Genomic DNA, 15466 nt, shown 5'->3' on the forward strand with positions numbered 1-15466 from the left:
GATGGGAATGAGAGGAATCAGAGGCGCGGTTACGGTGGAAGCCGATACGCGCGAAGAGATTGTCTCCTCTACAAAATGGTTGTTGGAGGAAATGGTAAGCCGCAATGAAGTAAACCCCGAAGACATAGGCAGCATCATTATCACGACGACAGAGGACCTCTGTGCGACCTTCCCTGCTCAAGCGGCCCGCCTGCTTGAAGGAGAAGCTTGGCAATATGTCCCACTCATGTGCGCAAGAGAAATCCCGGTGCCGGGTGGCTTGCCACTTTGTATTCGTGTCATGATGCATGTGAATACGGACAAGACAGCAAAAGACATTCATCACGTCTTTTTGCGTGAAGCAGTCAAGCTGCGCCCGGATTTGACAAATCGCGGTTGACAATTAGGGCGCTCTCTTTTACCATAAGTGAAACGAGAGCGCCTCGTTTTTTCCGGTAATAAGCAAAAGCCGGCTGAGAGCAGAGATTGAGTAGAGCAGAGTTGAGATGAGTTAGGTCGAGGAGAGAAGAGAAGGCTGGGTACATATTGACACCCAATCCAGGTCTCTTTGTCTGGATTTTTTTGTATACAAAAAATTCTCCCCCTACCTCTCGCTCTAGGAAGCGGGTGTAGAAAAGGTGGATGCCTCATTCCCTTTTCTCTCCCACTAATTGAGGAGATGAGAGTCCATGTATTTCCCTTCCCTTGCCGAGGTTAAGACCCTCTCGGCGTCGTATTCCCTTATCCCTGTAAGCATGAAACTGTTAGCGGATCAGGAGACACCGATTCGCTTGTATCAGAAGATTCGCACGAGTGATTCCTTTTTGCTGGAGAGCGTAGAAGGTGGTGCACGTTGGGCGCGTTTTTCGTTCATTGGCATGAACCCTTTTCAAATCGTGGAAGCAAAAGGTGAAGAAATCACGGTTTCCTATCGCAATGGTGAAAAGCTTGTCCAGACAGGAAATCCCGTCTCCTTTTTGCGTGAAGAAACCGATCGCTACAAAAGCCCGAAGCTACCCGGGCTGCCTCGTCTCAGTGGTGGTGCGGTAGGCTTTTTCGGCTACAATACGCTACGCTACTTCGAAAAATTGCCAGCACATCGGAAGGAAGCTGTACGAGTGCCGGATATGCGCTTTCTGTTCGTTGATGAGATGATCGCATTTGATCATTTGAAGCAGGAAATTCAATTGGTTGTGAACCTCCATGTGGAGCCGGGAGACACCAAAGACACTATTGGCGAAAAATACAAACAAGTCTGCGAACGAATCGAGGAGCTGGTTACCAAGGTTTCCGCTCCGCTTGAAATGGATCAACGAATTCAAGTAGCGGCAGATACACCAACGCCATTAACAATAGAGCCAAATATGACGCGTGAGCAATACGAGAAACTAGTTGTGCAGGCGAAAGAATACATCGCAGCCGGCGACATTTTTCAAGTTGTGTTGTCCCAACGTTTTTCCGTAAAGACGGATGTCGATCCTTTTGCGGTGTATCGATTGCTGCGTACGTTGAATCCTTCCCCGTACATGTACTATCTCGAATACGAGGGCGAAACAGTCGTCGGGACATCCCCAGAACTGCTTGTGCGTGTAGAAGATGAAAAAGTAGAGATGCGGCCGATTGCAGGAACGCGAAAAAGAGGAGCAACCCCACAAGAAGATGCTGCGTTGGCGGCTGATCTTTTGGCAGATAAAAAGGAGAGAGCCGAGCACTACATGCTGCTGGATCTAGGGCGCAACGATGTAGGAAAGGTCTCTGCATACGGAAGCGTGAAAGTGGAAGAAGCATTGGTTATTGAAAACTACTCCCATGTGATGCATATGGTTTCGCATGTGACCGGCAAGCTTCGTGAGGGACTGCATGCTTTCGATGCATTGCTGAGTGCTTTTCCGGCTGGTACGGTATCTGGTTCTCCCAAGCTGCGGGCGATGGAAATTATTGCAGAGCTCGAGCCTGACGCACGCCATCTGTATGCGGGAGCAATTGGCTACATTTCATTTGATGGTTCACTCGATAGCTGCATCACGATTCGAACGTTGTTCTTTCAGGATGGCTACGCACATGTACAGGCAGGTGCAGGCATCGTAGCGGACTCGGTCCCTGCGAGTGAATATCAAGAGACGGTGAACAAAGCAGCAGCGATGCTCTCGGCGTTGGAAAAAGCTGAACAGATGTTTGTCAGAAAGGTGGAGTTGTCATGCTAACATACGCGCTGGAACAAATTCTGCTTGGGAAGCACTTAACACGGACAGTTGCAGAAGAGGCCATGGGCGAGATTATGGATGGAAAGACAACTCCGGCTCAGATTGGTGCATTTTTAGCGAGTCTTCGCTTGAAAGGCGAGCAAGTGGAAGAGATTATCGGTTTTGCCAAAGCCATGAGAGCGCGGGCGATGAGTTTTCCCATCGATCTTCCAGGTCTGGTAGACACTTGCGGAACAGGCGGAGACGGAAGTCATACCTTCAACATTTCGACGGCGAGTGCAATTGTTGCGGCAGCTGACGGTGTACGCATTGCCAAGCACGGGAATCGTGCGGTTTCCAGCAAAAGCGGCAGTGCTGATGTATTGGAAGCGTTGGGAGTGCCCGTCAATTTATCTCCAAAGGACGCGGCAGATTGCCTGCGTGTGACCAATCTCTGCTTCCTGTTCGCTCCTTTGTACCACCAAGCGATGAAGCATGCGGCTGGACCGCGAAAAGAATTGGCGATTCGCACGGTGTTTAATTTACTGGGACCATTGACGAATCCAGCAGGAGCCAGCCATCAGCTGATGGGCGTCTATGATGCCAAACTGCTACCAAATGTAGCTGCAGTCTTACACGAGCTCGATGTGAACAGAGCGCTTGTTGTCGCAGGCTCGGATGGTCTGGATGAATTGACGGTCACGGGAACGAGCCATATTGCCGAATTGCGTGATGGGCGTATTTTGACATATGAAATCGAGCCAGAGCAGTTCGGTCTTCGCCGACATGAAAAGGATGCTTTGCGCGGCGGTGATGCGACTGAGAATGCCAAGATCATTCACGATGTGTTTTCCGGAGCACGTGGGGCAGCACGCGACATCGTTTTGCTGAATGCGGGCGCGATCCTCTATCTCGCAGATCGAGTTAGCTCGATTGAAACAGGTGTTATACGTGCAGCGGAACTGATCGACGGCGGACAAGTAATGCGAAAGCTCGAGCACGTTCGTCACATCGCAGGAGGTATGATTCATGCTTCGTAAAATCGTAGAAAAGAAACGCGAAGAGATCGCAAGACTATATACAGATACAACGGTTTCAGCATTGCTTTTTGCAACAAAGGAAGTCCAACGTCCACGCGGATTTCGTCAAGCATTGGAGACGAGTGTACGGCCTGTTAGCGTGATTGCCGAAGTGAAAAAAGCATCCCCGTCCAAAGGGCTAATCCGACCTGATTTCCAGGCAGTGACCATCGCGAAGGCTTATCAGGCCGCTCGCGCAGAATGCTTGTCTGTTTTGACAGATGAGTCCTTTTTTCAAGGGAGCTTGAGCTATCTAAGACAAATTCACGAGGCAATTGATCGTCCATTACTCAGAAAAGACTTTCTACTTGATGAAATACAAGTCGTGGAAGCAAGAGCAGCAGGCGCTGATTGCGTGTTGCTTATTGCTGCCATTCTCGATCGGGAATCACTTCGCCACCTAAACCAAACTGCCGAGGAGCTGGGCATGGATGTACTGGTTGAGGTGCATGACAAACAAGAATGCGAGCTTGTTTTTCAAGCAATGGAACCTAAATTGCTCGGGATCAACAATCGAAACTTAAATACGTTTCAAACTGACCTGGCCGTTACGCATGAGTTGATTGCAGAACTGCCTACGTCATTGACGATCGTGAGCGAAAGTGGGATTTCGACACCAGCGGATATTGAGAATGTACGAAGTGCAGGTGCAAGGGCTGTGCTGGTTGGAGAGCATTTCATGCGTCAAACAGACGTAGAGCGCGCAGTCATTGATCTCGTGGGAGAAGCAGCGCCGGGGGTGAGTGTATGACTCGTTTGAAAATATGTGGGATTAAGCGAGCGGAAACACTTGCGCTGTTAAAAGAGCTGGAAGTCGATTATGTAGGCCTTGTTTTTGCCCCAAGTAAACGACAAGTTGATGCCCAGACGGCTGGACAATTGCTTGCATCCGTTCCGGGCCATCCTCCTGCTGTTGGTGTGTTCGTTAATCCGACGATGGAAGAGCTGGAGGAAGTGCTAAGCGTTGCACCGTTATCCGTGATCCAGTTGCATGGACAGGAGACACCGCAATTTTGCCAGCAAGTTCGGGAGCGGTTCGCTATTCCGGTGTGGAAGGCGTTGGCAGTGGGCGGGGAAGCGGATGCTGCTCAAGAAATCCGATCCTATCGAGGCATTGTCAGTGCCTTTTTATTTGATACGTATGACCCTAGTCAAGCAGGTGGCACAGGGAAAAAGTTTTCGTGGGAGCAAATCCCTACTTTGCAAGACGCATGCGAGGAAGCAGACTGCATCATCGCAGGAGGGATTCATGCGGAGAATGTCGGAGAATTAATGGGACAGTATCAAGCAGGGATTGTCGATGTATCCAGTGGAGTAGAGACAGATGGCGAAAAAGACTCCGAAAAAATAAAAACATTGGTGGAGAGGGTGAAGGCGCATGAACAACATTCAAACAACTACGCGAGTCATGCCTGACGAAAACGGACGATTTGGTGCCTTCGGAGGCAAGTTTATTCCGGAAACCTTGATGAATGCGGTGACAGAGCTCGAGATTGCTTTTGAAGAAGCACGTCGTGACCCGGCATTTGTTCAAGAATTGAATGGACTGCTCAGCGAGTATGCTGGACGCCCTACCCCGCTCACCTATGCAGAGCGTTTGACGAAAGCGGTCGGTGGCGCCCAAATCTATTTGAAAAGAGAAGATCTCAACCATACGGGTGCACATAAATTGAACAATGCTTTGGGCCAAGCATTGCTAGCCAAGCGCATGGGCAAACAATCAATTATTGCCGAAACGGGAGCTGGTCAGCACGGAGTGGCAAGTGCAACGGTTGCGGCAAAGCTCGGACTCTCTTGCAAGGTGTTCATGGGGGAAGAAGATATTCGTCGCCAGTCGTTGAATGTTTTTCGGATGAAGCTGCTTGGAGCCGAAGTCATCCCTGCGGTATCCGGCTCACGTACACTTAAGGATGCAACAAATGAAGCGATTCGCCATTGGGTTTCCCATGTTGATGAAACGTTTTATGTCATCGGATCTGTCGTTGGCCCACATCCATACCCGTACATGGTTCGCGAATTCCAAAAAATTATCGGAGAAGAGACGCGCAGTCAAGTCCTGCAAATGCTCAGAAGGCTTCCAGACGAGGTTGTTGCTTGCGTTGGTGGCGGCAGTAATGCGATTGGCATGTTTTATCCATTCATTCAGGATGAGTCTGTCGCGCTCAGAGGGGTAGAAGCGGCAGGAAAAGGAATCGATACCGAAAAACATGCGGCAACACTAACACTTGGACGCCCGGGAGTCATCCATGGTTCCTTAACCTACTTGTTGCAGGATGAATGCGGACAGGTGCAAGAAGCGCATTCGATTTCGGCTGGCTTGGATTATCCAGGAGTAGGGCCTGAGCATGCCTATCTCAAAGACAGTGGAAGAGTGACCTATACATCGGTAACGGATGCGGAAGCACTCGAGGCAGTACAAGTGCTTTGCCAAACGGAAGGCATCATTCCAGCGCTGGAGAGCGCACATGCAATAGCTGAAGCGATAAAACGTGCGAAAGAGATGTCTTCAGACAAAATACTGGTTATCTGTTTATCTGGTCGCGGCGACAAGGACGTACTGACTATTCAAGAAGCGCTGACAGCAGAAGGGGGAGAGTAATCATGTCGACAGCTCTTAACAGAATCGATCAATTATTCGCGGATCGTGATCGCAAACGATTCATCCCGTTTCTAACGGTAGGCGATCCTTCGATAGAAGCAACCTTTCATCTCGTAAAAGCGATGGTCGAAGCAGGCGCTGATCTCATCGAGCTCGGCGTCCCTTACTCCGATCCTTTGGCAGACGGTCCAACGATACAACGAGCTTCAGAACGCGCGCTGAAAAATGGCGTGACGATCGGAGATGCTTTACATTTGGTCAAAAGGCTTCGCGAATCAGGTATGGCGGCTTCCATCGTCCTATTCAGCTACTTCAATCCGGTTTTGCAATATGGTGTCGAGCGCTTTTTTTCCGATCTAGCTGCCTATGGTGCGGACGGTGTTGTCATTCCAGATTTGCCGATTGAGGAAAACGGTCCAGCTGTAATCGCGGCAAAACAGAATGGCATTCATGTCATTTCGCTCGTGGCACCCACTTCCAGTTCCAGAATCAATACGATCGGCGAGCAAGCAACCGGATTTCTTTATTGTGTATCGTCGCTCGGTGTGACGGGTGCCCGTACGGACCTGCGAGAGGATTTGGCAGATTTTCTGGAACGAGTAAAGGCCAGTACATCGGTTCCTACTGCGGTAGGCTTCGGAATATCCACGCCGGAACAGGTACGAGCAGTAGCACCCCATACGAATGGTGTCATTGTGGGAAGTGCCATTGTACAGCAAATCGAGGAACATGCTGAGCAACTGAAAGACCCAAAACAGATGTCAGAAGCAGTAGAAAAAATAAAAACCTTTGTACATCAGTTAGCCAGTGCGCTACAATAGTGGGAAAAATGTGACTGGAGTGAACGTGGATGCAACCGAAACAACGCATACTCAATGCCCCGGTATATCAACCTGGCAAGCCTATTGATGACGTGAAACGTGAATATGGTTTGACTGAAGTCATCAAACTGGCGTCCAACGAAAATCCTTTTGGTTCCTCACCGAAGGCAAAAGCCGCCATTGCGGAACAGTTGGACAACTTGGCCCTTTATCCAGACGGTGCAAGCCTCAGTCTACGCTGGGATCTTGCTGACTTCCTCGGGGTCAAACCAGGCCAATTATTTTTCGGCAACGGGTCTGATGAAATTCTGTTGATGATCTCTCGTGCATTTTTGGGCGAAGGAACAAATGCAGTCATGGCGACGCAAACGTTCTCGCAATATCGCTCAAATGGGATTATTGAAGGTGCAGACTTGATTGAGGTGCCGTTGAAAGATGGCGTTCACGATCTCGAAGCGATGGCGGCTGCCATCAACGAACAGACGAAGGTTGTATGGGTATGTAATCCGAACAATCCGTCTGGTACGATTGTAACAACCTCCGAGTTGGAAGCTTTTCTGAAAAAGGCTCCAAAAGATGTACTGGTCGTTTTGGATGAGGCTTACTACGAGTATGTGGTTGATCCAGAATATCCACAAACAGTACCGATGCTCGCTGAGTATCCGAACCTGATTATTTTGCGTACGTTCTCCAAAATCTATGGTCTGGCTGCCCTACGTATCGGCTACGGGATCGCGTCAGAAGAGCTCATTTCCTCTCTGGAACATGTGCGTGAGCCGTTCAATACAGGCACACTTGGTCAGGTAGCAGCACGTGCGGCGTTAAAAGACCAGGAATTTGTAAAAACATGCCGCGATCGTAACCGTGAAGGCATGAAGCAGTTTACCGATTCCTTTGACGAGTGGGGGCTTTCCTACTATCCATCTCAGACCAATTTTATCTTGGTTGATTTGAAAAAGGATTCCGATGAGGTATTCAAAAAGCTGCTCTCTCAAGGCATCATCGTTCGCTCTGGTAATGCACTAGGCTTCCCAGGTTTTCAACGTATTACCATCGGGACCACAGAGCAAAATGATAAGATTCTTTCTGTCTTAAAAGAAATCGTGACTGGAGCATTGAAATAAAGGACTCAAGATGCCGGGCATGCCTCGGCATCTTTGTCTAAAGAGAGATGAAGGAAGGATAGAGAGTGGAGATGAAAAAAACCACCATTACTGTAATCGGCGTCGGGTTGATTGGCGGCTCAATCGCGCTGTCAATGCGACGCGATCCAAATATTCGGGTAGTCGGCTACGATTTACGTCAGGATTGTTTGGATAAAGCACTGACTCTTGGTGTCATTCATGCTGGCACAACGGATTTGCAGACCGCAGTTCGGGAAGCAAATGTTATTTTCCTCGCATCACCTGTAGAGCAAATCGTTGCAACCATTCGTTCGTTAGTGGAAATGGAGCTGCAGCCTGGTGTGATCATTACGGATGTTGGCAGTACAAAAGCAGGTATTGTCAGACAAGCGGCGGATGTCATTCCCGATCATGTCACGTTTATTGGTGGACATCCGATGGCGGGCTCGCATAAATCCGGCGTGGAAGCTGCTTCTGACCGTCTGTTGGAAAACGCCTATTATGTTTTGACACCAGCACCGGGAACGCCTGAAGAAAAAGTAAAACAATTGTCTGAACTACTCACACTGACTCGCGCAAAAATCGTGCAAATGGACGCGGCTTCGCATGATCAGGTCGTGGGTGCAGTCAGCCATTTCCCGCACATTCTCGCGTCTGCTTTGGTCAATCTGGTGGCAGAGTACGACGAGGAAAATGCTTGGCATGCAACCCTTGCGGCTGGTGGCTTCCGTGACATTACGCGCATTGCATCTAGCAACTCTCAGATGTGGCGTGACATTTTGCTGCAAAACCGTGATCCGATCCTGAAAATCGCAAAAGATTGGGCAAACGCATTGGAAGATGTCGTTCACCTTGTTGAACAGGGAGATCCAGAAGGAATCGAGCATTTCTTCAAAACGGCACGAGAATTCCGCGATAGCTTGCCTGAGCGCAAAACGGGTGCATTGCCTCCTTTGAACGATTTGTATATCGATATCCCGGACCACCCTGGCGAAATCGGACGAATTACGACATTATTGGGAGCAAGAAATATCAACATCACGAATCTCCAAATCAGAGAGACACGAGAAGACGTTTATGGAGTGCTACGCATTACGTTCCATTCGCAACAAGAGTTGGAAAAGGGAGAGGAAGTTCTTCGCTTTTTCGATTACAATGTATACAAGCGCACATAAGTTTTTTTATGCAAACACACTTTACAACGAAGACGCTTCACAGTGCGACTGGTGATCTGGGAGAGCGTGAGAGAGAAAAGGAGTGGAAGTAATGATACGCGTACAACAAGCCAAACAAATCAAAGGTACCGTTCGCGTGCCAGGAGATAAGTCTATTTCCCATCGTGCCGTCATGTTTGGAGCTCTAGCAGAAGGAACCACAACCATTGAAGGCTTTTTGCCGGGTGCCGATTGCTTGAGCACGATTAGCTGCTTTCGTCGGATGGGGATCGAGATTGAACAACAAGGAGATGCCGTAACCGTACAAGGCAAAGGCTGGTACGGCTTACAGGAACCGTCTCAGCATTTGGATGTAGGGAACTCCGGTACGACCATTCGCTTAATGGCAGGGATCATGGCAACACAGCCTTTCCATGTGGTGATGGAAGGCGATGAGTCCATTGCCAAAAGACCGATGCGTCGGGTGATCGGACCGCTCCGTCAAATGGGCGCCAAAATCGATGGAAGAAAAGATGGCGAATACACACCGTTATCCATTCGAGGCGGTGAGCTTCAAGGGATGGCGTATCAATCCCCAGTTGCAAGTGCACAAGTGAAGTCAGCGATTATGCTGGCAGGGTTGCAGGCAAAAGGCGTGACCAGTGTAACAGAGCCGCATTTATCCCGTGATCATACAGAGCGTATGCTGCAAGCATTTGGTGTACAAGTTGTGCGTGATGGCTTGACCGTTTCAGTAGAAGGCGGACAAAAGCTGAAGGGCCGTGCCATTTCTGTTCCTGGTGACATTTCTTCCGCTGCTTTTTTGATTGCAGCCGTAATGGTCGTACCAGGCAGTTCTCTTCTGATTGAAAATGCCGGAATCAACCCGAGCCGCACGGGCATCATTGATGTTGTCAAGGCGATGGGGGGAAGCCTGGAGCTTTTGAATGAGCGAATCGTAAATGAAGAACCGGTTGCAGACCTCCTCGTGACGCATTCGGAGCTGCACGGTATTGAAATTGCCGGAGATATCATTCCACGTCTGATTGACGAAATTCCAGTGATTGCGGTCATGGCAACGCAGGCCAAAGGACATACCGTCATCCGTGATGCCGAAGAGCTGAAAGTAAAGGAGACAGACCGTATTGCCACGGTGGTTAGTCAACTCTCCAAATTCGGTGCTAGGTTGACACCTACCGATGACGGAATGATCATCGAAGGAAAGACAGGATTGACAGGGGCTGTCATCGATAGCATGGGGGATCACCGAATTGGCATGGCGATGGCGATTGCAGGTCTTGTTGCCGATGGTGAGACGACAATCGAAAATGATGATGCGATTGATGTATCGTTCCCTGGCTTCCATGACTTGCTTGTGAAAATCAGTCAATCATAAAGAATGAGAGAGAAGTCTGTGCCTTATTAGGGTAGCAGGCTTCTTTTTTTTGTGCAAAGACAAAGCGTTCCGAATTTTAGCAAAAATGATTTGACAAGCGCTTACATTCCGTTTATTATAAAACTACAGTATGGTTTCTCTCCACTCCTATCCAATATAAGAAAGCACGTGTGTGCTACCGTCGTTTGAATGCGCTTACATCAACGACGGTCTTTTTTTGTTTAAAAAGCGGTTTGGCCCTAATTAGTACTTTTTCCCTTTTCTGTGCATATGCTCGTACAAGGGTAGTGTGTGCATGAGAAGTGGGAGGGGGACGAGCTATGCTGGAGCAAGGGATGGTCATACGCGGGGGAACGATTGTCACAGCACTAGGAATGAAAGAAGCAGATATTTGGATCCGTCATGGGAAAATTGTACGAATTGCTAAAGATACTTTGACGAAAAACCCTTTCAACGATTTATATGAAGAAATAGATGCTACGGGTATGTATCTTTTGCCCGGTTTCGTCGCATTCCCGACACATTCGTTGTATAAAATCAAAGATGTAGATGTTTATATAGAAGCTATGCGAAATCTCATCAGCTCGGGATGTACAAGCCTGGTGGACATCTTCCGGCCAGAGCGTTGGATGAGCAGACCGCAAATTCACTATCAACAAACCCAACACTTCAACAGCTTGTTAGATTATGTTTGGCATGTGGAAATCGATGTCACCGATCTTCACGGTGACCGTTTAGCGGAGTGGATGAACCATGGTTATTCTTCGTTTCATGTCACGATTCGAAATCCAGAAGAAATTTCCACAATAAAATGGGAAACGCTTTTGCAACTTCATACGTCTAAACATACGATCCTGCACATGCAGGTGCAAAATGATCCGTTTTTGAAAAAAGAACAACGGGAACTCATTCGTCAGATTTGGATGGAGGCTACTCGTTATTGGCGGTTACGCACCGTCATTACGGATTCTCAAGCGGCCTTTCATTTTGAAGAAAATGACCCGTACCTGCATATCTTTCGTTTGCCTGCTGAAGTGACGGATCAAGGTCTTCGTCAATTACATCGTCAATGGTTTGGGAGCTGGCAAGTAGCGTCTCCAATTCACGATGTGCGGATTGATACACGAAAGAGCTGGTGTACGCCAGAAGAATTGCTTTGCTTGCTAGTCAGGCTCACTTCGACAAATGTTGCAAAAGCAATTGGACTGTATCCGCGAAAAGGGAGCTTGACAACTGGCGCAGACGCTGATATCGTTTTCCTGAAAAAGGAAAACTGGTTGACAAAGAATGATCTTTCCACTATTCTCAATTTTAATGAAATGCATCTTCCAACATCTGTTATGTCGAACGGTAAATGGATATATCGAAATATGCGATTTATCCCTTTGATTGGTATGGGTAAGTGTTTAATCGACACGAAGCCATACGCTTATGTCATATAACCCCAGTTTGGGGGTTTTTTCGTGAATGGTTTACAGCAGACAGACGAGAAAAAGAATCGTAAGGTCGCGCAACTTTTTACATCCCCAGCAGTCTAATTATGCAAAAGGCCGCTGAGGGATCGGAATCGCAAGGAGGTAATCCTGATCATGACCGATTCCCAGCTTATCCGAGAGATTAAAGAAGGTAATCTGGAATGCTATGCTGAACTGATTCGTCGATATGAAAAAAAGATCCTCTCATTTGTCACTCATCTTTTGCGTCAGGCACATTTAGAGCATATAGCGGAGGATATATGTCAGGAGACGTTTTACAAGGCGTATAAGAGCATTCATTCTTTCCGAGATGTAGAAGCTACATTCTCCACCTGGCTCTATACGATTGCACGCAACTCCGTACTCAGTGAATTGCGCAAGAGTCGCAATTCTGACGTGTATCTGGATGATACGTTGCAAGTGCCTATGGCATCTCCCAAGACACTGCCTGAGCAAGTTTTGCTCCGGAATGAAAGGGAGAGCATGGTAAGACTGGCAATCAACAGTTTACCAGAGAAGCAACGCTCAGCACTGATATTACGCGAGTACGAACAAATGGATTACACAGAAATCGCTACGATTCTGGATTTAACAGTGAGCTCTGTGAAGTCTCTACTGTTTCGAGCGCGGCAAAGTATTCGTGGACAGTTGGAAAACTACATCCTGGACCCTCATTTGGATGAAGCTGAAGGGATGAATCGATGATGAGATGTGAAGAAGTTCAGGAAATACTGCCTGAATACGCCGAAAATCTGTTGCCTGAGGTGACCCAACGCCGGGTTGATCACCATATGGCTGCATGCTATGCCTGTCGTTCCGACTATGAGATTTGGTCGGACAGTGGTGAGTGGATGGAAATGGATAAAGAAGAATACCATTCTGTAACCCCATCACGTTCCATTGTAGACGCGGTGATGGCCCGTATTTTATCGGAAGAGCAGTGGGCGATCCCGATTGGCAGAAAAATTTTCAGCGTGACAGCGAGAATGCGACGCATGGGTGCGAGTGTAGCTGTTTTGTTGCTGATGGTTTTTTCGTTCACTTTATATGTGAATACAAGTACCACAGAGCATGCGAATTCGCTCGTTATTAACGGAGAAGTTATGGAGATGAACTCACCAAAGGCGCAAGTCATTTCTTCTTCCATGCAAACGGACGACGGTACATACGTGGTTGAAGCTCAGCCATATACGTCGCAAGGAGATTCTCTGGAACATGCTACTGCTTCGATCGTGCCGCTTGATGGGAAGCCGACTTCTACTGATTTAGCCAAGCCGAATTACAGCATTGTACTTAGTATTTTTGGAATCCTTATTACTGTTCTTACAATGAGCTGGCTAACGCGAGCATAATGGTATATGATCAAGAGTAAAAGAAAAGACCGTCTTCGGACGGTCTTTTGTGGCTATTTTATTAGAGTGGTTGTTCAGCAAGCGCGTAGAGCAACAAGGCCACGCAAAATACATATGAGGTGAAAGAAATGCCGAAAAAGTGGCTGTATGTCATAGACGAAGCGATCAAGCGGATCGAAAACGATGAAGTGGAGTTGGGCTTGACCGCTTTGCAAAAGGTTCAGGAGCACGGAAAAGATTTGCCGGATGTCATGATGTATTTGGCAGAGGTTTGGTATCGACTCGGTCATATGGAAGAGGCGAGTCAATTGCTGACAGATGTCATGGCCAAAAATCCGCAAATGGACTCCTCTTTGCGCAGAGAATGCCAGCTGCTGTTGGCGGAGATTGCTTTGGATTCCAGTGATTTTGAGACGGCGCAACACCTTCTCTATGAATGCAAAGAATCTGGCTTTGAAAGCATCCAGCTTGACTTGTTGTTAGCGGATCTGTATTCACTCCAAGATTTAGATGAAGTAGCGGTCAAGTATCTGGAACAAGCAAGACTAAAGGAGCCAGACAACCAAGATATTATGGCAGCGCTGGGTAACTTGTATTTCCGCATTGGAGAAGACGAGAAAGCAATGAAGCTCCTGGAACAAGCCGGCGATGAAAGTCTGTCCATGCTTTTGACGAAGGGACGCTCGTACGCACAAAGCGGTCAATTCGAACAGGCTTACCAAGTATTCCGTCAGGCGCTGGTCATGGATCGTTCGCCAGAAGTACTCTACGGATGTGCACTGATGGCATTCCACGTAGGACGACTGGATGAAGCAGCAGAATTGGTCAGTAGTTTGCAAGCGGTTGACGAGGAGTATGTGGCTGCTTACCCATTAGCTGCAGATGTGAATCTTTCAAAGGGGAAAACAGAAGCAGCTATTGAGGCGCTAAAGCAATATGTATCATTGTCAGGTTTCGATTTGGATCAAATCCGAAGGCTGATTGCCCTTTTGACTCAAGCCGGGCGCTATGAGGAAGCAAAAGAATACCAACAGCTTCATGACCTGTGGGACCATGAATCCGACGAAGAGCAATAAAAAATAGACAAACAGGAAGTCACTTCGGTGGCTTCCTGTTTATTTTTCCGCATTTTGGCAAGAATGAGAGACAAGTAAGCCATCGTAAAGAAGGGATGCACAGATGAACTTGGCTGAGATCTTGGTGTACACCGATATCCGGCAGCTCCATCAGATTGCCAACCATTACGGATGCGAATGCAACCCTCATTCCAAAAACGAATTAATTACGTCGCTGTTGTCTAGCTTGAGGCACAGGTTGACAATCTCTCAAGAAGTTGAGCAGCTGAGCAGTGCAGAAACCCATTTTTTGCTTCAATTGTTCCTGGACAAGCGTACGGTCATGTCGCTTGAGGATTTGTTGGCGAAAGCCGGGGTGGCACTGGAGTGTGAAAAGGAAAAAAAGCAGGAGGAAGGGCGAAGGTTTGTCGCAGCTGCAATGAAGCGAGGATGGATTTTTCCGGCGAAAAGTAAAACCGTAGGGCAGTATCAAATTCCGCTGGACATCCGTGAGCCGTACTTGCAAGCGTGGCTGACAAAGTGGCGTGAGTCAAACGTATTTCTTCATCCCGGTCCGCAAGCTTACAGGGATGAAGGGACAGCACTATGCGATGATATCATGCAATTTTTACAATTTCTCCAGCAGGAGCCAGTACCATTAACCGCAGAAGGTGGCATGTACAAGCGTCATCAGCAGCAGCTTTTTCAATTTTTGTTCGTAAAAGAAGAGCCGCTATTGCCGCAAAAATGGCGTTTTGGTTACGGTCTGCACTTTGATTTATACCCTGACCGTTTTTCCTTGCTCTACGATTTCTGCTACTATCACCGATGGATAGAAGAAGTGGACGGCAAGGTAGCAGTAACGGAAGCAGGGAGGGAGCGACTGGAGCAACCGTATAACGATCAATTGTACCATGATGTCATTCGTTTCTGGATGAGGCTGTACAAGCGGGCTGTCCCGAACTTGCCGATGCTGGTTCAGCTCATTCCGTTGATCGCGTCGGGTGGTTGGGTAAGTCAGCAATCGTTGATGGACACGCTGCTCCATTGGATGAAAGAGTTTTACTACGATTCGCCTACGGATATCTTGGTGAATCGGGTATGCAAAATGATGGTGCATCTAGGATTGTTGCGCGTCGGCCAAGACGAACAGGGACAGTGGTTATACACCGCAACGTATGCGAGCCAGACTTGGCTTCGAAAATACAATGGTTTTACCGAAACGACTATTTTATTGAAGTGAGGGATG

The 15466-nt window shown here is 48.1% G+C and carries 15 protein-coding genes; all 15 read left to right on the forward strand.

Going from position 1 to position 15466, the window contains the following annotated elements:
* Window position 1: 1 nt before the first annotated feature.
* The 15 genes from aroH to ACFVS2_RS02235 all read left to right on the forward strand — a co-directional run bounded on the left by aroH (window position 2) and on the right by ACFVS2_RS02235 (window position 15460).
* The gene (gene aroH / locus ACFVS2_RS02165) at window positions 2–379 is read left to right on the forward strand and encodes a chorismate mutase (RefSeq protein WP_047068990.1); all 378 of its coding nucleotides are present in this window, start codon (window positions 2–4) and stop codon (window positions 377–379) included.
* A 289-nt stretch (window positions 380–668) separates the two neighbouring features.
* Entirely contained in the window at window positions 669–2183 is a 1515-nt protein-coding gene (gene trpE / locus ACFVS2_RS02170) for an anthranilate synthase component I (protein WP_390230383.1), read from the forward strand.
* Complete coding sequence (gene trpD, locus ACFVS2_RS02175) at window positions 2177–3202, forward strand: anthranilate phosphoribosyltransferase (RefSeq protein ID WP_390230386.1); 1026 nt, start codon at window positions 2177–2179, stop codon at window positions 3200–3202. Before trpE ends, trpD begins: the two co-directional genes overlap by 7 nt.
* Window positions 3192–3992, forward strand: coding sequence for an indole-3-glycerol phosphate synthase TrpC (gene trpC, locus ACFVS2_RS02180; protein WP_390230390.1), 801 nt, complete (start codon window positions 3192–3194; stop codon window positions 3990–3992). Before trpD ends, trpC begins: the two co-directional genes overlap by 11 nt.
* Entirely contained in the window at window positions 3989–4657 is a 669-nt protein-coding gene (locus ACFVS2_RS02185; RefSeq protein ID WP_390230393.1) for a phosphoribosylanthranilate isomerase, read from the forward strand. The genes trpC and ACFVS2_RS02185 overlap by 4 nt, the downstream gene beginning before the upstream one ends.
* Window positions 4620–5840, forward strand: coding sequence for a tryptophan synthase subunit beta (gene trpB, locus ACFVS2_RS02190; RefSeq protein WP_390230396.1), 1221 nt, complete (start codon window positions 4620–4622; stop codon window positions 5838–5840). The genes ACFVS2_RS02185 and trpB overlap by 38 nt, the downstream gene beginning before the upstream one ends.
* A 2-nt stretch (window positions 5841–5842) precedes the next feature.
* On the forward strand, window positions 5843–6661 hold the full coding sequence (gene trpA, locus ACFVS2_RS02195) for a tryptophan synthase subunit alpha (RefSeq protein ID WP_390230398.1): 819 nt from the start codon (window positions 5843–5845) through the stop codon (window positions 6659–6661).
* A 29-nt stretch (window positions 6662–6690) separates the two neighbouring features.
* The gene (gene hisC / locus ACFVS2_RS02200; protein WP_390230401.1) at window positions 6691–7785 is read left to right on the forward strand and encodes a histidinol-phosphate transaminase; all 1095 of its coding nucleotides are present in this window, start codon (window positions 6691–6693) and stop codon (window positions 7783–7785) included.
* Window positions 7786–7856: 71 nt separating this feature from the next.
* Window positions 7857–8960 carry a prephenate dehydrogenase gene (locus tag ACFVS2_RS02205; RefSeq protein ID WP_390232365.1) on the forward strand — a complete coding sequence of 368 codons (1104 nt, stop codon included), beginning with the start codon at window positions 7857–7859 and terminating at the stop codon, window positions 8958–8960.
* A 91-nt stretch (window positions 8961–9051) separates the two neighbouring features.
* Window positions 9052–10335: a 3-phosphoshikimate 1-carboxyvinyltransferase gene (gene aroA / locus ACFVS2_RS02210; RefSeq protein WP_390230404.1), complete on the forward strand. Its 1284-nt coding sequence runs from the start codon at window positions 9052–9054 to the stop codon at window positions 10333–10335.
* A 320-nt stretch (window positions 10336–10655) separates the two neighbouring features.
* Entirely contained in the window at window positions 10656–11777 is a 1122-nt protein-coding gene (locus ACFVS2_RS02215) for an amidohydrolase family protein (RefSeq protein ID WP_390230407.1), read from the forward strand.
* Window positions 11778–11924: 147 nt separating this feature from the next.
* A complete protein-coding gene (locus tag ACFVS2_RS02220; protein ID WP_007716581.1) occupies window positions 11925–12515 on the forward strand; it encodes an RNA polymerase sigma factor in 591 nt (196 codons plus the stop codon).
* Window positions 12512–13162, forward strand: coding sequence for a zf-HC2 domain-containing protein (locus ACFVS2_RS02225; protein WP_173617917.1), 651 nt, complete (start codon window positions 12512–12514; stop codon window positions 13160–13162). The genes ACFVS2_RS02220 and ACFVS2_RS02225 overlap by 4 nt, the downstream gene beginning before the upstream one ends.
* Before the next feature lie 128 nt (window positions 13163–13290).
* Complete coding sequence (locus ACFVS2_RS02230; protein WP_173617916.1) at window positions 13291–14238, forward strand: tetratricopeptide repeat protein; 948 nt, start codon at window positions 13291–13293, stop codon at window positions 14236–14238.
* Between the two features lie 103 nt (window positions 14239–14341).
* Entirely contained in the window at window positions 14342–15460 is a 1119-nt protein-coding gene (locus ACFVS2_RS02235) for a hypothetical protein (RefSeq protein ID WP_173617915.1), read from the forward strand.
* Window positions 15461–15466: the final 6 nt, after the last annotated feature.

This window comes from Brevibacillus sp. NPDC058079 (genome assembly GCF_042885155.1).
Taxonomy (GTDB): Bacteria; Bacillota; Bacilli; order Brevibacillales; family Brevibacillaceae; genus Brevibacillus.